This is a genomic window from Pseudomonas sp. Van50, from assembly GCF_055390755.1.
On the sequence record NZ_AP024343.1, the window covers coordinates 1,958,721 to 1,978,841 of the forward strand.

At 57.6% G+C, this 20,121-nt stretch carries 16 protein-coding genes; all 16 read left to right on the top strand.

Translation table 11 applies throughout. The annotated features are described in order from the left end of the window. Positions 1–137: 137 nt before the first annotated feature. The 16 genes from gyrA to ACZ5M5_RS08730 all read left to right on the top strand — a co-directional run bounded on the left by gyrA (position 138) and on the right by ACZ5M5_RS08730 (position 20,120). Positions 138–2,801 (top strand): DNA gyrase subunit A, encoded by a 2,664-nt coding sequence (gyrA, locus tag ACZ5M5_RS08655; RefSeq protein WP_060738592.1) that lies wholly within the window; start codon positions 138–140, stop codon positions 2,799–2,801. A 324-nt stretch (positions 2,802–3,125) separates the two neighbouring features. Beyond that, on the top strand, positions 3,126–4,211 hold the full coding sequence (serC, locus tag ACZ5M5_RS08660) for a 3-phosphoserine/phosphohydroxythreonine transaminase (protein WP_041024563.1): 1,086 nt from the start codon (positions 3,126–3,128) through the stop codon (positions 4,209–4,211). Continuing rightward, positions 4,211–5,305, top strand: a complete 1,095-nt coding sequence (pheA, locus tag ACZ5M5_RS08665; RefSeq protein WP_003199233.1) for a prephenate dehydratase — start codon at positions 4,211–4,213, stop codon at positions 5,303–5,305. The genes serC and pheA overlap by 1 nt, the downstream gene beginning before the upstream one ends. 13 nt (positions 5,306–5,318) lie before the next feature. Beyond that, a complete protein-coding gene (gene hisC / locus ACZ5M5_RS08670; RefSeq protein ID WP_192259521.1) occupies positions 5,319–6,431 on the top strand; it encodes a histidinol-phosphate transaminase in 1,113 nt (370 codons plus the stop codon). Positions 6,432–6,459: 28 nt separating this feature from the next. Then, on the top strand, positions 6,460–8,667 hold the full coding sequence (locus ACZ5M5_RS08675; protein WP_464739342.1) for a bifunctional prephenate dehydrogenase/3-phosphoshikimate 1-carboxyvinyltransferase: 2,208 nt from the start codon (positions 6,460–6,462) through the stop codon (positions 8,665–8,667). Further along, positions 8,664–9,353 (top strand): (d)CMP kinase, encoded by a 690-nt coding sequence (gene cmk / locus ACZ5M5_RS08680; protein ID WP_014337227.1) that lies wholly within the window; start codon positions 8,664–8,666, stop codon positions 9,351–9,353. The genes ACZ5M5_RS08675 and cmk overlap by 4 nt, the downstream gene beginning before the upstream one ends. Positions 9,354–9,473: 120 nt before the next feature. Further along, positions 9,474–11,168: a 30S ribosomal protein S1 gene (rpsA, locus tag ACZ5M5_RS08685; protein WP_060738589.1), complete on the top strand. Its 1,695-nt coding sequence runs from the start codon at positions 9,474–9,476 to the stop codon at positions 11,166–11,168. Positions 11,169–11,399: 231 nt separating this feature from the next. Continuing rightward, positions 11,400–11,678: a hypothetical protein gene (locus ACZ5M5_RS08690; RefSeq protein WP_092167526.1), complete on the top strand. Its 279-nt coding sequence runs from the start codon at positions 11,400–11,402 to the stop codon at positions 11,676–11,678. Positions 11,679–11,822: 144 nt separating this feature from the next. Then, the gene (gene ihfB / locus ACZ5M5_RS08695; protein ID WP_003199243.1) at positions 11,823–12,119 is read left to right on the top strand and encodes an integration host factor subunit beta; all 297 of its coding nucleotides are present in this window, start codon (positions 11,823–11,825) and stop codon (positions 12,117–12,119) included. 26 nt (positions 12,120–12,145) lie between these two features. Then, positions 12,146–12,370: a lipopolysaccharide assembly protein LapA domain-containing protein gene (locus tag ACZ5M5_RS08700; RefSeq protein WP_041475801.1), complete on the top strand. Its 225-nt coding sequence runs from the start codon at positions 12,146–12,148 to the stop codon at positions 12,368–12,370. Positions 12,371–12,546: 176 nt separating this feature from the next. Beyond that, positions 12,547–13,602 (top strand): LPS O-antigen chain length determinant protein WzzB, encoded by a 1,056-nt coding sequence (locus tag ACZ5M5_RS08705; protein WP_060738587.1) that lies wholly within the window; start codon positions 12,547–12,549, stop codon positions 13,600–13,602. A 618-nt stretch (positions 13,603–14,220) separates the two neighbouring features. Continuing rightward, positions 14,221–15,534, top strand: coding sequence for a UDP-N-acetyl-D-glucosamine 6-dehydrogenase (gene wbpA, locus ACZ5M5_RS08710; protein WP_060738586.1), 1,314 nt, complete (start codon positions 14,221–14,223; stop codon positions 15,532–15,534). A 17-nt stretch (positions 15,535–15,551) separates the two neighbouring features. Beyond that, on the top strand, positions 15,552–16,502 hold the full coding sequence (gene wbpB, locus ACZ5M5_RS08715; RefSeq protein ID WP_464738898.1) for a UDP-N-acetyl-2-amino-2-deoxy-D-glucuronate oxidase: 951 nt from the start codon (positions 15,552–15,554) through the stop codon (positions 16,500–16,502). A gap of 110 nt (positions 16,503–16,612) precedes the next feature. Continuing rightward, positions 16,613–18,463, top strand: coding sequence for an acyltransferase family protein (locus ACZ5M5_RS08720; RefSeq protein ID WP_103308851.1), 1,851 nt, complete (start codon positions 16,613–16,615; stop codon positions 18,461–18,463). Next, on the top strand, positions 18,460–19,035 hold the full coding sequence (gene wbpD, locus ACZ5M5_RS08725; RefSeq protein WP_060738584.1) for a UDP-2-acetamido-3-amino-2,3-dideoxy-D-glucuronate N-acetyltransferase: 576 nt from the start codon (positions 18,460–18,462) through the stop codon (positions 19,033–19,035). The genes ACZ5M5_RS08720 and wbpD overlap by 4 nt, the downstream gene beginning before the upstream one ends. A 2-nt stretch (positions 19,036–19,037) precedes the next feature. Beyond that, entirely contained in the window at positions 19,038–20,120 is a 1,083-nt protein-coding gene (locus ACZ5M5_RS08730; protein WP_464738899.1) for a DegT/DnrJ/EryC1/StrS family aminotransferase, read from the top strand. The last annotated feature ends 1 nt before the right edge of the window (position 20,121 follow it).

Genomic DNA, 20,121 nt, shown 5'->3' on the forward strand with positions numbered 1-20,121 from the left:
CCTTTACTGCGCAGATCCATGGCATAACTCGTTGATTTGTCGTAAGTCGCTGCACGGCATTTGTTCTGCAGCGGCGAGCTTCGTTCGTCCCATCTGGATGTGACGAGGTTTCACCAGAAAAAGGAATCAGGCTTCTCATGGGCGAACTGGCCAAAGAAATCCTCCCGGTCAATATCGAAGACGAGCTGAAACAGTCCTACCTCGACTACGCAATGAGCGTAATCGTCGGGCGGGCGCTGCCGGATGCGCGCGATGGCTTGAAGCCCGTGCACCGGCGCGTGCTGTTCGCGATGAGCGAGCTGGGCAACGACTTCAACAAGCCGTACAAGAAATCCGCCCGTGTCGTCGGCGATGTGATCGGTAAGTATCACCCCCACGGCGACACTGCCGTGTACGACACCATCGTTCGTATGGCGCAACCCTTCTCCTTGCGCTACCTGCTGGTAGACGGCCAGGGCAACTTCGGTTCGGTGGACGGCGACAACGCCGCGGCCATGCGATACACCGAAGTGCGCATGACCAAGCTGGCCCACGAGCTGCTGGCCGACCTGCACAAGGAAACCGTGGACTGGGTGCCGAACTACGACGGCACCGAAATGATCCCGGCGGTCATGCCGACCCGTATCCCGAACCTGCTCGTCAACGGCTCCAGCGGTATCGCCGTGGGCATGGCGACCAACATCCCGCCGCACAACCTCGGTGAAGTCATCGACGGTTGCCTGGCGCTCATCGACAATCCCGAGTTGACCGTCGATGAGCTGATGCAATACATCCCCGGTCCGGACTTCCCGACCGCTGCGATCATCAACGGTCGCGCCGGCATCATCGAAGCCTACCGTACCGGCCGTGGCCGCATTTACATGCGCGCCCGCTCGACGGTCGAAGACATCGACAAGGTCGGCGGCCGCCAGCAGATCGTCATCACCGAACTGCCGTACCAACTGAACAAGGCTCGCCTGATCGAGAAGATCGCCGAGCTGGTGAAAGAGAAGAAGCTCGAAGGCATCACCGAGCTGCGTGACGAGTCCGACAAGGACGGCATGCGTGTCGTGATCGAGCTGCGCCGTGGCGAAGTGCCTGAGGTGATCCTCAACAACCTCTACGCCCAGACCCAGCTGCAAAGCGTGTTCGGCATCAACATCGTTGCGCTGATCGACGGCCGTCCGCGGATCCTGAACCTCAAGGACCTGCTGGAAGCCTTCGTGCGCCACCGTCGCGAAGTGGTCACCCGCCGCACGGTGTTCGAGCTGCGCAAGGCTCGCGAGCGTGGTCACATTCTCGAAGGCCAGGCCGTTGCCCTGTCGAACATCGACCCGGTGATCGCTCTGATCAAGGCCTCGCCAACCCCGTCGGAAGCCAAGGAAGCGCTGATCAGCACCCCTTGGGAGTCCACCGCGGTGGTGGCGATGGTCGAGCGCGCTGGCGCCGATTCGTGCCGCCCCGAGAACCTCGACCCGCAATACGGCCTGCGCGAAGGCAAGTACTTCCTGTCCCCGGAGCAGGCGCAAGCCATCCTGGAACTGCGCCTGCACCGCCTGACCGGCCTCGAGCACGAGAAGCTGCTGGCCGAGTACCAGGAAATCCTCAACCAGATCGGCGAGCTGATCCGCATCCTCAACAGCGCTACGCGCCTGATGGAAGTGATCCGCGAAGAACTGGAAGTGATCCGCGCCGAATACGGCGACGTGCGCCGCACCGAGATCCTCGATGCGCGCCTGGACCTGACCCTGGGTGACATGATCCCGGAAGAAGAGCGCGTGGTGACCATTTCCCACGGCGGCTACGCCAAGACCCAGCCGCTGGCCGCCTACCAGGCCCAGCGTCGCGGCGGCAAAGGCAAGTCCGCGACGGGCGTCAAGGACGAGGACTACATCGCTCACCTGCTGGTCGCCAACAGCCACACCACGCTGCTGCTGTTCTCCAGCAAGGGCAAGGTGTACTGGCTCAAGACCTACGAAATTCCGGAAGCGTCCCGTGCCGCTCGTGGCCGTCCGCTGGTCAACCTGTTGCCGCTGGACGATGGTGAATACATCACCACCATGTTGCCGGTGGAAGAGTACACCGAGGGTCACTACATCTTCATGGCCACCGCCAACGGAACCGTGAAGAAGACCCCGCTGGAATCCTTCAGCCGTCAGCGCAGCGTCGGTCTGATCGCCCTGGAGCTGGACGAAGGTGATGTGCTGATCTCCGCTGCCATCACCGACGGCGAGCGTGAGGTCATGCTGTTCTCCGACGGCGGCAAGGTCACTCGCTTCAAGGAGTCTGACGTTCGCGCCATGGGTCGTACCGCCCGCGGTGTGCGCGGCATGCGCCTGCCGGAAGGCCAGAAGCTGATTTCCATGCTGATCCCCGAAGAAGGCAGCCAGATCCTCACCGCTTCGGCCCGTGGTTATGGCAAGCGCACGGCCATCAGCGAGTTCCCTGAGTACAAGCGTGGTGGCCAGGGCGTGATCGCCATGGTCAGCAACGACCGTAACGGTCGTCTGGTGGGTGCTGTCCAGGTGCTCGATGGCGAGGAGATCATGTTGATCTCCGACCAGGGCACCCTGGTGCGCACGCGGGTCGCTGAAGTGTCGAGCCTGGGCCGTAACACCCAGGGTGTGACGCTGATCAAGCTGGCCAGCGACGAAACGCTGGTCGGGCTTGAGCGGGTCCAGGAACCGTCGGAGGTTGAAGGCGAGGAGTTGGACGGCGAGGACGGCGTGGCGTTCGACGGCACTCTCGGTGCCGATGTCGACGACGCTGTCGGCGACCAACCGCTCGACGCTGCCGCAGACGAAGAAGAACCGCAGGACTAAGCGGACACGCAAGGGGGCGGATGAAGATTCGCCCCCTTGTTGTTTGTTTCGTTTGAAAATTTGCGACACTGCGCATCCCCCCTGTGGGGGTAATGCTGCTCACTTAAGGTTCGTTTGATTCACTGTGGCGAGGGAGCACGCTCCCTCGCCACGGATTCATCCATACCTGAAGTGAACGATACCCTCTGTGGGAGCGAGCTTGCTCGCGATGACGGCCTGACATTCAGCATCACTGTTGACTGTTACATCGCTATCGCGAGCAAGCTCGCTCCCACAGTGCAGACTCAAGATTTATGTGACCACCAGATCAGAGCGAGATTGGATGTGAGCAAGAGAGCCTATAACTTCTGTGCCGGCCCGGCGGCGCTTCCTGAAGCGGTCCTGAAGCGTGCCCAGGGTGAACTTCTCGACTGGCACGGCAAGGGCCTGTCGGTCATGGAAATGAGCCATCGCAGCGATGAGTTCGTGTCCATTGCCACCAAGGCCGAGCAGGACCTGCGTGATCTGCTGAACATCCCGTCCAACTACAAGGTGCTGTTCCTGCAAGGCGGCGCGAGCCAGCAGTTCGCCCAGATTCCGTTGAACCTGCTGCCGGAAAACGGCAAGGCCGACTACATCGACACTGGCATCTGGTCGCAGAAAGCCATCGAAGAAGCTTCGCGATACGGTCACGTCAACGTGGCCGCCACCGCCAAGCCCTACGACTATTTCGCGATTCCCGGCCAGAACGAGTGGAACCTGTCCAAGGACGCGGCCTACGTTCACTACGCGCCGAACGAAACCATCGGTGGCCTGGAATTCAACTGGATCCCGGAAACGGGCGATGTGCCATTGGTGGCCGACATGTCCTCGGACATTCTCTCGCGCCCTGTGGATATCTCCCGTTTCGGCATGATCTACGCGGGTGCCCAGAAGAACATCGGCCCAAGCGGCATCCTGGTCAGCATCATTCGTGAAGACCTGCTGGGTCGTGCCCGCTCCCTGTGCCCGACCATGCTCAACTACAAGGTCGCGGCCGACAACGGCTCGATGTACAACACCCCGCCGACCCTGGCCTGGTACCTGTCGGGCCTGGTGTTCGAATGGCTGAAGGAGCAGGGCGGTGTCGAAGCCATCGGCAAGCTCAACGAGGTGAAGCAGCGCACGCTGTATGACTTCATCGACGCCAGCGGCCTCTACAGCAACCCGATCAACAAGACCGATCGCTCCTGGATGAACGTGCCGTTCCGCCTGGCCGACGACCGTCTCGACAAGCCGTTCCTGGCCGGTGCCGACGAGCGTGGTTTGCTGAACCTCAAGGGCCACCGTTCGGTCGGTGGCATGCGCGCCTCCATCTACAACGCCGTCGACATCAACGCCGTCAATGCGTTGATCGCCTACATGGCAGAGTTCGAGAAGGAACATGGCTGATGTCTGAGCAAGAACTCAAGGCGCTGCGCCTGCGTATCGATGCCCTGGACGAAAAGGTCCTGGAGCTGATCAGCGAGCGCGCGCGCTGCGCCCAGGAAGTCGCCCGGGTGAAGATGGCCTCCCTGGCCGAAGGCGAAGTGCCGGTGTTCTATCGCCCCGAGCGTGAAGCGCAGGTGCTCAAGCGTGTCATGGAGCGCAACAAGGGGCCGCTGGGCAACGAAGAGATGGCGCGGCTGTTCCGCGAAATCATGTCTTCGTGCCTGGCCCTCGAGCAGCCGCTGAAAGTCGCCTACCTGGGGCCGGAAGGCACCTTCACCCAGGCGGCGGCCATGAAGCACTTCGGTCACGCCGTGATCAGCAAGCCGATGGCGGCCATTGACGAAGTGTTCCGTGAAGTGGCCGCCGGCGCGGTGAATTTTGGCGTGGTGCCGGTGGAGAACTCCACCGAAGGCGCGGTCAACCACACGCTGGACAGCTTCCTCGAGCACGACATGGTGATCTGTGGCGAAGTCGAGTTGCGCATCCACCACCACCTGCTGGTGGGCGAAAACACCAAGACCGACAGCATCAGCCGGATCTATTCCCACGCCCAGTCATTGGCCCAGTGCCGCAAGTGGCTGGACGCCCATTACCCGAACGTCGAGCGCGTGGCGGTATCGAGCAACGCCGAGGCGGCCAAGCGGGTCAAGGGCGAGTGGAACTCGGCGGCGATTGCTGGCGATATGGCGGCGGGCCTCTATGGGCTGACGCGCCTGGCCGAAAAAATCGAGGATCGCCCGGACAACTCCACGCGATTCCTGATGATTGGCAGCCAGGAAGTCCCGCCGACCGGCGACGACAAGACCTCGATCATCGTTTCCATGAGCAACAAGCCCGGCGCGCTCCATGAGCTGCTGGTGCCGTTTCATGACAACGGTATCGACCTGACGCGGATCGAGACTCGTCCGTCGCGCAGCGGTAAATGGACCTACGTGTTCTTCATCGATTTCGTCGGCCACCACCGCGATCCGCTGGTAAAAGGTGTGCTGGAGAAAATCAGTCAGGAAGCAGTGGCACTCAAGGTGCTGGGTTCCTACCCCAAGGCAGTTCTTTAAGGGCGGATAGCAAATGAGTGGCAACTTCCTCGCTCTGGCTCAGCCAGGCGTGCAACAACTCTCGCCTTACGTTCCGGGCAAACCCGTGGACGAGCTGGCCCGTGAGCTGGACCTGGATCCGGCCAGCATCGTCAAGTTGGCGAGCAACGAAAACCCGTTGGGCGCGAGCCCCAAGGCACTGGCGGCGATCCGCGACGAACTGGCCGAGCTGACTCGTTACCCCGATGGCAATGGCTTCGCACTCAAGAGCCTGCTGGCCGAGCGCTGTGGTGTCGAGCTGAACCAAGTGACCCTGGGCAATGGTTCCAACGATATCCTTGAGCTGGTCGCTCGTGCGTACCTGGCGCCAGGTCTCAACGCGGTGTTCAGTGAGCACGCGTTCGCGGTCTACCCGATCGCGACCCAGGCCGTCGGCGCGGATGCCCATGTGGTTCCCGCCAAGGACTGGGGGCACGACCTGCCAGCCATGCTGGCCGCCATCGACGCCAACACCCGTGTGGTTTTCATTGCCAACCCGAACAACCCGACCGGCACCTGGTTCGATGCCCAGGCCCTGGATGACTTCCTGCAGGATGTGCCCGCGCACGTGCTGGTGGTGTTGGACGAGGCTTACATCGAATACGCCGAAGGCAGCGATTTGCCCGATGGCCTGGATTTCCTAGCGGCCTACCCGAACCTGCTGGTTTCGCGCACCTTCTCCAAGGCCTATGGCCTGGCCTCGCTGCGGGTCGGCTACGGCCTGTCCACCGCCGTGGTGGCCGATGTGCTGAACCGCGTGCGTCAGCCGTTCAACGTCAACAGCTTCGCCCTGGCCGCCGCCTGTGCGGCCTTGCAGGATGAAGCCTACCTGGCTGAAAGCCGTCGCCTGAACGCGGCCGGCATGCAGCAGTTGGAGGCGGGGCTGCGTGAGCTGGGCCTGGGCTGGATTCCATCCAAAGGCAATTTCATCTGCGTCGACCTGGGGCGTGTCGCCGCCCCGGTGTACCAGGGGTTGTTGCGCGAAGGTGTGATCGTGCGTCCGGTGGCCAATTACGGCATGCCGAACCACCTGCGCATCACCATCGGCCTGCCGGCGGAAAACAGCCGTTTCCTCGAGGCGTTGAGCAAGGTTCTGGTTCGTGGTTGATGTCACTTCGCTGCAACCTGCTGCCCCTATGATCGGTCGCCTGGTGGTGGTCGGCCTGGGGTTGATCGGCGGTTCGTTCGCCAAGGGCTTGCGTGAAAGCGGCCTGTGCGGCGAGGTGGTCGGTGTCGACCTGGATCCGCAGTCGCGCAAGCTGGCCGTGGAGCTGGGTGTGGTCGATCGCTGCGAGGATGACCTGGCGATCGCTTGCCAGGGCGCGGACGTGATCCAGCTGGCGGTGCCGATCCTGGCCATGGAAAAACTGCTGGCACGCCTGGCGAGCATGAATTTGGGGCAGGCGATCCTGACCGATGTCGGCAGCGCCAAGGGCAACGTCGTGCGCGCCGCCACCGAGGCCTTCGGCGGTATGCCGGCGCGCTTCGTGCCCGGTCATCCGATTGCCGGCTCGGAGCAGAGCGGGGTGGAAGCCTCCAACGCCGAACTGTTTCGTCGTCACAAAGTGATCCTCACGCCGCTGGACCAGACGGATCCTGCCGCGCTGGCGGTGGTGGATCGTTTGTGGCGCGAACTGGGCGCCGATGTCGAGCACATGCAGGTCGAGCGTCACGATGAAGTGTTGGCGGCCACCAGCCATTTGCCGCACCTGTTGGCGTTCGGCCTGGTGGATTCATTGGCCAAACGCAATGAAAATCTTGAGATCTTCCGCTACGCTGCCGGCGGTTTCCGCGATTTCACGAGAATCGCTGGAAGCGACCCGGTCATGTGGCACGACATCTTCCTCGCCAACCGCGAAGCTGTCTTGCGCACACTCGATACATTTCGCAGCGACCTCGACGCCTTGCGCGACGCGGTCGATGCAGGGGACGGGCACCAATTGCTGGGCGTTTTCACGCGCGCCAGGGTGGCCCGCGAGCATTTCAGTAAAATCCTGGCCCGTCGGGCCTATGTGGACGCTATGAACTCCAACGATCTGATTTTCCTGGCACAACCTGGTGGCTCCCTGAGTGGGCGTATTCGTGTACCGGGCGATAAATCGATTTCCCACCGTTCGATCATGCTCGGCTCCCTGGCCGAAGGCGTGACCGAGGTGGAAGGCTTCCTCGAGGGCGAAGACGCCCTGGCGACGCTGCAAGCGTTTCGCGACATGGGGGTGGTCATCGAAGGTCCGCACCACGGCCGCGTGACCATCCATGGTGTCGGCCTGCACGGCCTCAAGCCTGCCCCAGGGCCGATCTACCTGGGTAACTCCGGGACTTCGATGCGTCTGTTGTCCGGCCTGCTGGCCGCGCAGGACTTCGACAGCACCCTGACCGGCGACGCCTCGCTGTCCAAGCGCCCAATGAACCGCGTCGCCAATCCGTTGCGGGAAATGGGTGCGGTCATCGAGACTGCCGCCGACGGTCGTCCGCCGATGACCATCCGCGGTGGCAACAAGCTCAAGGGCCTGACCTACACCATGCCGATGGCCAGCGCCCAGGTGAAATCCTGCCTGCTGCTGGCCGGTCTCTACGCCGAGGGCAAGACCACCGTCACCGAACCGGCCCCGACCCGCGACCACACCGAGCGCATGCTGCGCGGCTTCGGCTACCCGGTCACGGTGGACGGCGCCACGGCGTCCGTCGAATCTGGTAATAAGCTGGCCGCGACCCACATCGAAGTGCCGGGCGATATCTCGTCCTCGGCATTCTTCCTGGTGGCCGCCTCGATCGCCGAAGGCTCCGACCTGGTGCTCGAACACGTCGGCATCAACCCGACCCGTACCGGCGTGATCGACATCCTGCGCCTGATGGGCGCTGACATTACTCTGGAAAACCAGCGTGAAGTCGGCGGCGAACCCGTAGCGGACCTGCACGTACGAGCAGCTAAGCTCAAGGGTATCGAGATTCCGGAGGCGCTGGTTCCGCTGGCCATCGACGAGTTCCCGGTGCTGTTCGTGGCGGCCGCCTGTGCAGAAGGGCGCACCGTGCTGACTGGTGCCGAAGAGCTGCGGGTCAAGGAGTCGGATCGCATCCAGGTGATGGCTGACGGCTTGCTCGCCCTGGGCGTCAAGTGCCAGCCGACGCCGGACGGCATTATCATCGACGGCGGCCAGATCGGCGGCGGCGAAGTCCATGGTCACGGTGATCACCGCATCGCCATGGCCTTCAGTGTTGCGTCTTTGCGCGCCAGCGCACCGATTCGCATCCATGATTGCGCCAACGTCGCCACGTCGTTCCCGAACTTCCTGGCGCTGTGCGCACAGGTCGGTATTCGAGTAGCACAAGAGGCGCAGTCGTGAACATCAAGGCACCGGTCATCACCATCGATGGCCCAAGCGGCTCGGGCAAGGGCACCGTCGCCGGGATCCTGGCCAGGCAGTTGGGCTGGAACCTGCTCGATTCGGGTGCCTTGTACCGGCTGCTGGCATTCGCCGCCGCCAACCATGGCGTCGACCTGACCAACGAGGAGTTGCTCAAGGCGCTGGCGGCTCACCTGGACGTGCAATTCATTGCGGCGACTGACGGCCAGCTCCAGCGCATTATCCTGGAAGGCGACGAAGTCAGTGATGTCATCCGTACCGAAAGCGTGGGCGCCGGGGCCTCCCAGGTCGCCGCGCTGCCAGCGGTGCGCGAAGCGTTGCTGCAACGTCAGCGCGCCTTTCAGGAGCCGCCGGGGCTAGTGGCTGATGGTCGCGACATGGGCACGGTGGTCTTTCCTGACGCGCCTTTGAAGATTTTCCTCACCGCCAGCGCCGAGGAGAGGGCGCGCCGCCGATATTTGCAGTTGAAGGGCAAGGGCGAGGATGTTAGTCTGTCGAGTCTGCTAGATGAGATCCGTGCACGCGATGAGCGTGACACCCAGCGCGCAGTAGCCCCGCTCAAGCCGGCGGCCGACGCGATACAGCTGGATTCAACGGAGTTGTCCATCGATCAGGTGCTGCAACGCATCATGAGCGAGATCGCCATTCGCGATATCGCCGGGTGACCAGGAAGCTTCGCAGGGGACCAGTCATAGTCCTGCGATGCTTCTTTTATATGAAACTAACCCACACCGTCTGGGGTGTGGAGGCGGGCGTATTCTTCGCCCTAATCAACAGGAATTAAAATGAGCGAAAGCTTTGCGGAACTCTTTGAAGAAAGCCTGAAAACCCTGAACCTTCAGGCAGGCTCCATCATCACCGGTGTTATCGTTGATATCGATTACCAAGCTCGCTGGGTAACCGTTCACGCTGGTCTGAAGTCTGAAGCACTCATCCCGCTTGAGCAGTTCTACAACGACGCTGGCGAACTGAACATCAACGTCGGTGACGAAGTTCACGTTGCGCTGGACTCGGTTGAAGATGGCTTTGGTGAAACCAAGCTGTCCCGTGAAAAAGCCAAGCGCGCTGAATGCTGGATCGTTCTGGAAGCGGCTTTCGCAGCTGAGGAAGTGGTCAAGGGCGTTATCAACGGTAAGGTTAAAGGCGGCTTCACTGTCGACGTTAACGGCATCCGTGCGTTCCTGCCAGGTTCCCTGGTTGACGTCCGTCCAGTGCGCGACACCACGCACCTGGAAGGCAAAGAGCTGGAATTCAAGGTCATCAAGCTGGACCAGAAGCGCAACAACGTTGTCGTTTCCCGTCGCAGTGTCCTGGAAGCCGAGAACTCCGCCGAGCGTGAAGCTCTGCTGGAATCGCTGCAGGAAGGCCAACAGGTCAAGGGTATCGTCAAGAACCTCACCGATTACGGCGCATTCGTCGATCTGGGTGGCGTCGATGGCCTGCTGCACATCACCGACATGGCCTGGAAGCGTATCAAGCATCCTTCGGAAATCGTCAACGTTGGCGACGAGATCGATGTCAAGGTTCTGAAGTACGATCGCGAGCGCAATCGTGTTTCCCTGGGCCTCAAGCAGCTGGGTGAAGATCCATGGGTTGCTATCAAAGCCCGTTACCCAGAAGGCACCCGCGTCACCGCTCGTGTTACCAACCTCACCGACTACGGCTGCTTCGCTGAGCTGGAAGAAGGCGTTGAAGGTCTGGTACACGTTTCCGAAATGGACTGGACCAACAAGAACATCCACCCTTCGAAAGTCGTACAAGTCGGCGACGAAGTGGAAGTCATGGTTCTGGACATCGACGAAGAGCGTCGTCGTATCTCCCTCGGCATCAAGCAGTGCAAGTCCAACCCATGGGAAGACTTCTCTGGCCAGTTCAACAAGGGCGATAAAATCTCCGGCACCATCAAGTCGATCACCGATTTCGGTATCTTCATTGGTCTGGACGGCGGCATCGACGGCCTGGTTCACCTGTCCGACATCTCCTGGAACGAAGTGGGCGAAGAAGCCGTACGCCGTTTCAAGAAGGGCGACGAGCTGGACACCGTTATCCTGTCGGTTGACCCAGAGCGCGAGCGTATCTCCCTGGGCATCAAGCAACTGGAAAGCGATCCGTTCTCCGAGTACGTTCAAGAGAACGACAAAGGCGCAATCGTTAAGGGCATCGTGAAAGAAGTTGACGCCAAAGGCGCCATCATCACCCTGGCCGACGATATCGAAGCGACTCTGAAAGCCTCCGAAATCAGCCGTGACCGCGTTGAAGACGCGCGCAACGTTCTGAAAGAAGGCGAAGAAGTAGAAGCCAAGATCATCAGCGTTGACCGCAAGAGCCGCGTAATCCAGCTCTCCATCAAGTCGAAAGACGATGCTGAAGAGAAAGAAGCAATCCAGAGCCTGCGCGACAAGCCAGCTACCTCTGACATTGCTGCTGGTCCTACCACTCTGGGCGACCTGTTGCGTGCACAAATGGAAAAACAGAACTGAGTTCTGTCAGACCATGAAAAAGGGCGACTTCGGTCGCCCTTTTTTGTGGGTGCGATATTTCATAGCCCTTTGCTTCCTGCAAGCCGTTGTCGATGATGGTGTTCATTTGGGATATTGCGAAACCAATCCTGCGACCAAGATGTCTCTTTTATGAAGCCGATCCTCGTCTATTCAGGGCAAGGCTCCGGCTTGTATAAGTGATCGATCTGGGTCTTTGTCTAAAGGAATTGAATGAATAGGCTCTTTCTGGTGTTGAGTGTCCTGGTGGTGGCGGGTTGCTCTACGAGCGCCAAGACCCATGCAGTGCGTGGAGTCAGTGGTATCGAGGTCGACTGTTCGGGGCTGGGCTCTGGCTGGGAGAAGTGCCATAAGAGGGCTGCCAGGGAGTGCAAGGGGGCTGGCTACAAGGTCATTACCCGGTCCGACGACGCGAAGGATGACGATCAGTACCCTTTTGGTTTTAATCCGGCTGGCTATTTGACTCGTACGATGCTGGTCATCTGTCGATAGCTTGAGGAAAACTTCCTGTCTGCATGGAAAGAAGCAACAAGGGACTGGTGAAGAATGTCAATACTTGGGCTGTTCAAATCCCTCCGGTCATGCTAAAACCTTTTCAAGCGATTTTCCTAGCTGCTTGAAAAAGAAGGGAAAAATATGACGAAGTCGGAGTTGATCGAACGAATTGTCACCCATCAAGGGCTACTCTCATCCAAGGATGTGGAGCTGGCCATCAAGACCATGCTTGAACAAATGTCCCAGTGCCTGGCAACGGGGGATCGTATTGAAATCCGTGGTTTTGGCAGCTTTTCCCTGCATTACCGCGCTCCGCGTGTAGGCCGAAATCCAAAGACCGGTCAATCTGTCAGCCTCGATGGAAAGTTTGTCCCTCATTTCAAGCCGGGCAAAGAGCTTAGGGATCGTGTTAATGAGGAGGAGGGGGATGAGCTCTGACGCAGCACCTAAACAGAGGAGTCTTCATGCGGAACTTTAAGCGTTTGGCCCTTGTCGTACTGGCGCTACTTGTGGCCTCGGCTATTGTCCTGTTCGTACTTGAAAACAACCAGCCGGTCGCACTCCTGTTTCTGGGCTGGTCAGCTCCGCAGCTTCCCGTTTCGGTTTTCGTGATCCTGGCGCTTCTCGCTGGTATGATAGTCGGGCCGTCGCTTGCGTGGTTCCTGGGAATGCGTAGACGGCCGAAATAATGGATATGTGAGCCCAGTAGTCTTGGTGTAAGGATCACGGCCAACAATTTTTTCTGACTTTGGGTGCGTTTTGTTCAAATTTAACTTGATCCAGTCTATCGCTGTGCCTGTCTTGCCTTTTAGTGAGTTCGATGTGTCTGTCGACGCAATGCCAAAAAAGGGAGGCGGAATCACCCATGCCAAATAATCGTATTGAAACCCAGGGCACCAATGAAATCGATCTGATCGCACTTGCGCGCGGGCTCTGGGGGCAAAAGTGGTTGATCCTTGCGGTCACCTTGTTGGTTACCGTGGGGGCAGCTGCTTATGCGTACCTCAGCAAACCGGTCTACCAAGCTCAACTTTTTATCATGCCTCCTACTCAGAATGGTATTGCTGAGTTGAACTATGGTCGAGGGAAAAGCACTGAGCTGGATCCTTATTCCATCAAGCATGTCTATGACGTATTTGCCCGAAACTTACAGGGTGAATCTCTTCGTCAGACATTCTTCAATGAAGTTTATCTTCCTTCACTTGATGAATCCCAGCGAACGGGCGCGCTCGACCGATTGTACGAACGTTTCTCTCGAGAGTTAATAATCAAGGGGCCTGGTAAGGATACGCCGGATCGCTATTCGGTAACGGTCCAGGGCGGAGATCCCGTTCGAGCCACGGAGTGGGCGAAGGCTTATGTGGCGCGCGCCAGTGAAGCGGCTGAGTCAGAGCTGATCAAGAACGTTACGGCTGAGGCTGCGGTAAGAGCGCGTAATCTGGAGCAGCGTATTGTCGGTTTGCGTGAGACTGCGCAGCGAATACGTGAGGATCGGATTCAGCAGTTGCGTGAAGCATTGAAGATCGCAGAAGCAATTGGTCTCACCAGTCCGAGCATAAATTCTACGGCGGCTGTTGATATAACGGTAGAAACTGGCAATAAAATGGATTACCAGCGAGGCAGCAAAGCCTTGGCTGCGGAAGTGAAAGCGCTGGAGTCGAGGGCTTCTGACGACGCCTTCATATCGGATTTGCGTTCGCTCCAAATGCGATACAGTTTTTATCGTAAGTTGAATATTGATCCAGACAGCATTTCGGTTTATCGGCAAGATGGCAGCGTTGAAGTGCCGCAAAGCCCGATTAAACCAAGAAAGGCTTTGATTTTGCTGCTGGGCATTATTGCTGGCGGGATGCTGGGTAGTTTCATTGCGTTAATTCGATTTGCGGTTATTCGGAGTAAGGAACAGCAAGTGCAGGGTTGAGATGGTCAATTTTTCGATCCTAAAGTATTTTCGTAACTCTTTAGAGAGAATTCCGAATGCTTGTTTGAGCCCGTCTTTATGAGGATTATCTTCGTAAGGCGGGTTTTTTATTGGTGTGGCGAATAACTCTAAGTGTTCATGGTTTTAATGTGTGCCGAGGCTCCATCGGTTGTAGTCACGAGGTGCTCCGACGGGGCGGGTCTCAGTGGTTGGATGTCATAATGATGGCAAAAGCGAGCCGTTCAACTGAAGCAAGCCCTGCAAAAACTAGTCAGAACTCAGTAAAGTACAATCCAGGAAAGCCATTTTGCTACATAACAGGCATAATGGCGGTTTGTGAGGGACGGGATGGCCGTCTCGTTCGGAGGTCGGTAGCAACAGGCCTGTGGCGTATCGAAATTTGTGCATGGTGGGGACATCTGGAGAGTCGGCGGTAGGCGCCGGAGATGCTGCTCCATAATGAGTTTTGGCAAGAACTGAAGTGAAAGCGTCCAGCATCCGTTCGGCGGGCTGAGGCGGAGGTTTGCCAGTTGTGCAATGGTAGGGGTCAGGCGGATTCAGGCTTGATTCATAGCTCTGATGAATTAGATGGTTTTGACAAGTTAAATGGAGAGTTGGATGTCGAGCATAAAGCAGGCGAGCGTCGCCAAATTTAAAGCAAAAGAGGCCGTCATCGGTATCGTCGGTCTTGGATACGTCGGCCTGCCTTTGATGCTGCGTTATAATGCGATCGGGTTTAAAGTCATTGGGCTTGATATCGATAGTTCAAAAGTTGAACTTCTGAATTCAGGTAAAAGCTACATCGAGCACATTCCTGGCGAAAAAATCGAAGCCGCTTGCCAAAACGGATTTGAAGCCACTACCGATTTTACTCGTGTGCCTGAATGTGATGCGCTGATTCTCTGCGTACCGACACCATTAAATAAATATCGCGAACCCGATATGAGTTTTGTGATAAATACGACTGATGCGATAAAACCCTATTTAAGGGCGGGCCAAGTCGTTTCTCTTGAAAGTACAACCTATCCGGGCACGACAGAAGAAGAGCTGCTACCACGTGTCCAAGAGAAAGGACTGCGTGTTGGTGAGGATATCTTCCTGGTTTATTCTCCGGAGCGCGAAGATCCGGGCAATCCCAACTTTGAAACCCGTACCATTCCAAAGGTAATCGGTGGTCATACGCCTGAGTGCCTCGAGGTCGGTGTCGCTCTCTATGAGCACGCGATTGACCAGGTTGTGCAGGTCAGCTCTACCAAAGCAGCTGAAATGACCAAGCTACTGGAAAATATCCATCGTGCGGTCAATATCGGTTTGGTGAATGAGATGAAAGTGGTCGCTGACCGCATGGGCATCGATATTTTCGAAGTGGTCGACGCCGCTGCAACCAAGCCCTTCGGTTTTACTGCCTACTACCCTGGCCCTGGTCTCGGTGGTCACTGCATTCCAATTGACCCGTTCTACCTGACTTGGAAAGCCCGTGAGTATGGTTTGCATACACGGTTTATCGAGCTTTCGGGAGAGGTCAACCAGGCCATGCCGGAGTACGTCCTGAGCAAGTTGATGGACGGCTTGAATGAGCGCGGTAAACCTTTGAAAGGCAGCAAGATTCTAGTGCTTGGTATCGCCTACAAGAAGAACGTAGATGATATGCGTGAGTCGCCTTCGGTTGAAATCATGGAACTGATCGAGGCCAAAGGTGGCGTCGTAGGGTACTCCGATCCGCACGTCTTGAAGTTTCCGAAGATGCGCGAGCACCACTTTGACCTTTCCAGTGAGCCTCTGACAGCTGAAGTTCTAAAAGCTTATGATGCTGTCATCCTGGCCACCGACCACGATAAGTTCGACTATGAGCTTATCAGCCAACATGCTCAACTGATCATCGATAGTCGCGGTAAATATCGCGCCCCTCAATCGAACATTATCAAAGCTTGATGACAGGAGAGTTCTGGATGAAACGTTTTGCTCTAATTGGTGCTGCCGGTTATATCGCCCCACGCCATATGCGCGCCATTAAGGATACCGGCAATACATTGGTATCTGCTTATGACATTAATGATTCGGTAGGCATCATCGACAGCATTTCACCGCAAAGCGAATTCTTTACCGAGTTAGAGTTCTTCCTTGATCACGCTCACAGCCTCAAGCGCGATCCAGAGACCGCCTTGGATTATGTGTCGATCTGCTCGCCCAACTACCTGCACCAACCGCACATTGCCGCCGGTCTGCGCTTGGGCTGTGACGTGATCTGCGAAAAACCGCTAGTGCCGACCCCGCAGCAGTTGGACCAGTTGGCCCTGATCGAGCAGGAAACCGGCAAGCGCCTGTTCAACATCCTGCAACTGCGCCATCACCAGGCAATCATTGCCTTGAAGGACAAGGTTGCCCGCGAGAACAACCCGCACAAGTACGAAGTCGACCTGACCTACATTACTTCCCGTGGCAAGTGGTACCTGCAAAGCTGGAAAGGTGACCCACGCAAGTCCTTCGGCGTAGCCACCAACATTGGCGTGCACTTCTACGACATGCTGCACTTCATCTTCGGCAAGTTGCAGCGCAACGTTGTGCACTTCACTTCCGAACACAAGGCGGCCGGTTACCTGGAGTACGAGAAAGCACGTGTACGCTGGTTCCTGTCGGTCGACGCCAACGACCTGCCGGAGTCGGTAAAGGGCAAGAAGCCAACTTACCGTTCGATTACCGTCAACGGTGAGGAAATGGAGTTCTCCGAAGGCTTCACTGACCTGCACACCACCAGCTACGAGGAAATCCTGGCTGGGCGTGGTTATGGCATCGAGGATGCTCGCCACTGCGTGGAGACGGTCAACACCATTCGCAGTGCGGCCATCGTCGTTGCAGCGGACAACGAAGCGCATCCGTTCGTCCAAGCCCTTTCTCGCTGATCGGCGAGACAACACGGGTGGCCTTGCGCCACCCGTTTCAAGTTTCCCAAGCAGGATCGCAAGCCAGCGTGTCGAACGATAATTTCAACAAGCCAAACGAAGCGGGCGAGATGCGCCGCATGCGCAGCATTCGTCTCGATATTCAGGGCTTGCGTGCAATCGCGGTGCTGGCGGTCATGCTTTATCACGCCAATAGTGGCTGGCTGAAAGCCGGCTATGTCGGCGTCGACATCTTTTTTGTCATCTCTGGCTTCATCATAACGGCATTGTTGACCGAGCGAAGCGACAAGGTCGATCTCGTTTCATTCTATGCCAGCCGCATCAAGCGCATTCTGCCGGCGTATTTCGTCATGCTGGTGGTGGTGTCCGCGCTGTCCGCGCTCCTGTTTCTGCCTGATGACTTCGCATTTTTCCTCGACAGCCTGAAGTCCTCGGCGTTGTTTACCAGCAACCAGTACTTCTCTGGCTTCGGCAGTTATTTCGCGCCGCGGGCCGATGAATTGCCGCTTCTGCATACCTGGTCATTGGCCATCGAGATGCAGTTCTATCTGTTCTTCCCGGTGCTGGTCATTTGCTTGCCAAAGCAATGGCGTCTCATAACGTTTGCCTTGCTAGCCGCCAGTCTGTTTGCCTGGAGCGGCTACCGTGGACTGGGCGAATCGCAAGAAGGGATGTACTTTGCCCTGTCGGCACGGATTCCCGAATTCATGGTCGGTGCCATCGTTGCCTTGCTGATGCGCCAGCGCGAGCTGCCCATGTTACTTGCAAGCGTATTCGGTGGGCTGGGCGCAATCCTGCTGGCTTGGGCGGTGCTGGCTATCGATAAGCAACACTTCCCAGGCTTCTGGTCTATCCTGCCTTGTGTCGCGGCAGGGCTGCTCATCGTTGCCCGGCGTGGTCCGGTCAGCGCGTTGCTAGCCACTCGGCCGATGGTCTGGATCGGTGGTATTTCCTATTCGTTGTACCTGTGGCATTGGCCGGTGCTGGCGTTCATTCGCTATTACACGGGGCAGTACGAGCTGACGGCTGCATGGTTGCCGATTTTCGTGGCCAGCTCTGTACTGCTGGCATGGCTTTCCTATCGCTTGGTCGAAACACCCGCCAGAAACGCTTCCGGCATGATGCGCCAGCTACCCAAGTGGGCTGTAACCGGTGCTGTGGTCGCGCTGGTGGCGTGGGGTGGACAACGTGTCAACGCCTCGCTGGTCGCTCCGTTGTCTGTGGAACTCACCCGTTATGCTGCTCCAGAGCTTATCTGCCATGGCACCCAAGTGGGCGCGTGCAAGCGAGGCAAGGCGGATGCCGAAGTGTCCGTTCTGGTAATTGGCGATAGCCATGCTGCCCAATTGAACTACTTCTTCGACCAGGTGGGCGAAGAGCAGGGCGTTGCTTACCGCGTGCTCACTGCCAGCAGTTGCGTGCCTATCCCCGGCTTTGACATTGAACGCCTGCCAGCCTGGGCGCAAAAACCTTGCCGCGCGCAGATCGAGGCCGTGGCTCGTGAGTTGCCGAAGGTGGAGCGGGTGATTGTCGCAGGCATGTGGCAGTACCAGATGCAGAGCCAAGCATTCGCCAAGGCGCTTGCTGAATTTCTCGTCGATACTGCAGGAGCCCATAAACATATCGTGGTGCTTGCTCAGGTACCAATGTTTGAAACAGACGTGCAGCGGGTAAGGCGCTTTACCGAGCTTGGCCTGCCGGCGCCATTGACATTCAATCGTGAGTGGCAGGTTGCCAACCAGCAAGTGCAGGCCATTGTCGACCGCACGCCGGGCGTGCGTTTCCTGGACCTTTCCAATAGCAGCTTCTTTGCCGCTGCGCCTTACCAGCAAGGTTTGCTCATCTACCGTGACAGCCACCACCTCAACGAGGTAGGTGCACGTCGTTATGGGCACTATGCTGCCGAGCCACTGCAGCGTGCTTTCGATCAACCTCAGTCTAATGTGAGTCTGAAGCCATGAGTTACTATCAGCACCCCAGCGCGATCGTCGATGAGGGCGCGCAGATCGGTGAAAACTCCCGTGTCTGGCACTTTGTCCATGTTTGCGCGGGCGCCCGCATCGGTGTCGGCGTTTCGCTCGGTCAGAATGTGTTCGTGGGCAACAAAGTCGTGATCGGCGACCGCTGTAAGATCCAGAACAATGTTTCGGTCTACGACAATGTCACGCTGGAAGAGGGCGTATTCTGTGGCCCCAGCATGGTCTTCACCAATGTCTATAATCCGCGTTCGCTGATCGAGCGCAAGGACCAGTACCTCGATACGCTGGTAAAAAAGGGCGCGACGCTTGGCGCCAATTGCACCATCGTCTGCGGCGTTACCATTGGTGAATATGCCTTCGTCGGTGCCGGCGCGGTCATCAACAAGGATGTACCGGCCTATGCATTGATGGTGGGTGTGCCCGCACGGCAGATTGGCTGGATGAGCGAATTTGGCGAGCAATTGCAGTTGAACGAGCAGGGTGAGGCCTTCTGCTCGCATACGGGAGCGCGCTACGTGCTGAACGGAAAACTTTTGAACAAGACGGATGCCTGAGCATGATTGAATTCATTGACCTGAAAAGCCAGCAAGCACGTATCAAGGACAAGATCGATGCCGGCATCCAGCGCGTCTTGAGCCACGGCCAGTACATTCTCGGCCCAGAGGTAGCGGAGCTCGAGGAAAAACTCGCTCAGTTTGTTGGCGCTAAACACTGCATAACTTGCGCCAATGGCACAGACGCCTTGCAAATCGCTCAAATGGCGCTGGGAATTGGCCCGGGTGACGAAGTTATAACACCTGGTTTCACCTATATTGCGACCGCCGAGACAGTTGCCTTGCTCGGCGCAAAACCGGTGTATGTGGATATTGATCCACGCACATATAATCTTGACCCGCAAAAGCTGGAAGCAGCAATTACCCCGCGTACGAAAGCTATCATTCCGGTTTCTCTATACGGGCAATGTGCAGACTACGATGCGATTAATGCGATTGCCGTTAAATACTCAATCCCAGTAATCGAAGACGCAGCACAAAGCTTTGGCGCTACCTACAAAGGGAAACGCTCCTGCAACCTCACCACAATAGCGTGTACTAGCTTCTTTCCAAGCAAACCGCTGGGATGCTATGGGGATGGTGGCGCGATTTTTACCAATGATGACGAATTGGCCAAAGTACTGCGTCAAATCGCCAGGCACGGACAGGACCGTCGCTATCACCATGTACGCGTGGGAGTTAATAGTCGCCTGGATACGCTTCAAGCGGCAATTCTCTTGCCAAAACTTGAAATTTTTGAAAAGGAGCTTGAGCAACGTCAGCGTGTTGCAAGGTTGTACGGTGAGTCACTCGAGGCCTTGGGGGTAAAGACAATCCCTTATGTGGAAGAATGGAACACCAGTGCCTATGCTCAATATACAATTCTTGTTGACGAGCGTGACCAGTTACAAGATAAGTTAAAGAAGCAGGGCATTCCGACGGCAGTTCATTATCCCATCCCGTTGAACAAGCAGCCCGCTGTAGCCGATGCAAACGCCCATTTACCTACGGGAGACCGCGTCGCAGAACAGGTCATGAGTTTGCCAATGCATCCGTATCTGGATGACGAGGCTGTCGCAATTATTTGTGCTGCGGTGGCTGGTTAAG

What these genes read in the sequence shown, in the direction of transcription:
- ACZ5M5_RS08700 (WP_041475801.1), top strand. Translation starts at nt 12,146, where the DNA reads ATGCGGAACTTTAAGCGTTTGGCCCTTGTCGTACTGGCGCTACTTGTG.
- wbpB (WP_464738898.1), top strand. Translation starts at nt 15,552, where the DNA reads ATGAAACGTTTTGCTCTAATTGGTGCTGCCGGTTATATCGCCCCACGC.
- ACZ5M5_RS08705 (WP_060738587.1), top strand. Translation starts at nt 12,547, where the DNA reads ATGCCAAATAATCGTATTGAAACCCAGGGCACCAATGAAATCGATCTG.
- rpsA (WP_060738589.1), top strand. Translation starts at nt 9,474, where the DNA reads ATGAGCGAAAGCTTTGCGGAACTCTTTGAAGAAAGCCTGAAAACCCTG.
- pheA (WP_003199233.1), top strand. Translation starts at nt 4,211, where the DNA reads ATGTCTGAGCAAGAACTCAAGGCGCTGCGCCTGCGTATCGATGCCCTG.
- ihfB (WP_003199243.1), top strand. Translation starts at nt 11,823, where the DNA reads ATGACGAAGTCGGAGTTGATCGAACGAATTGTCACCCATCAAGGGCTA.
- gyrA (WP_060738592.1), top strand. Translation starts at nt 138, where the DNA reads ATGGGCGAACTGGCCAAAGAAATCCTCCCGGTCAATATCGAAGACGAG.
- ACZ5M5_RS08730 (WP_464738899.1), top strand. Translation starts at nt 19,038, where the DNA reads ATGATTGAATTCATTGACCTGAAAAGCCAGCAAGCACGTATCAAGGAC.
- ACZ5M5_RS08690 (WP_092167526.1), top strand. Translation starts at nt 11,400, where the DNA reads ATGAATAGGCTCTTTCTGGTGTTGAGTGTCCTGGTGGTGGCGGGTTGC.
- wbpA (WP_060738586.1), top strand. Translation starts at nt 14,221, where the DNA reads ATGTCGAGCATAAAGCAGGCGAGCGTCGCCAAATTTAAAGCAAAAGAG.
- hisC (WP_192259521.1), top strand. Translation starts at nt 5,319, where the DNA reads ATGAGTGGCAACTTCCTCGCTCTGGCTCAGCCAGGCGTGCAACAACTC.
- ACZ5M5_RS08675 (WP_464739342.1), top strand. Translation starts at nt 6,460, where the DNA reads ATGATCGGTCGCCTGGTGGTGGTCGGCCTGGGGTTGATCGGCGGTTCG.
- ACZ5M5_RS08720 (WP_103308851.1), top strand. Translation starts at nt 16,613, where the DNA reads ATGCGCCGCATGCGCAGCATTCGTCTCGATATTCAGGGCTTGCGTGCA.
- wbpD (WP_060738584.1), top strand. Translation starts at nt 18,460, where the DNA reads ATGAGTTACTATCAGCACCCCAGCGCGATCGTCGATGAGGGCGCGCAG.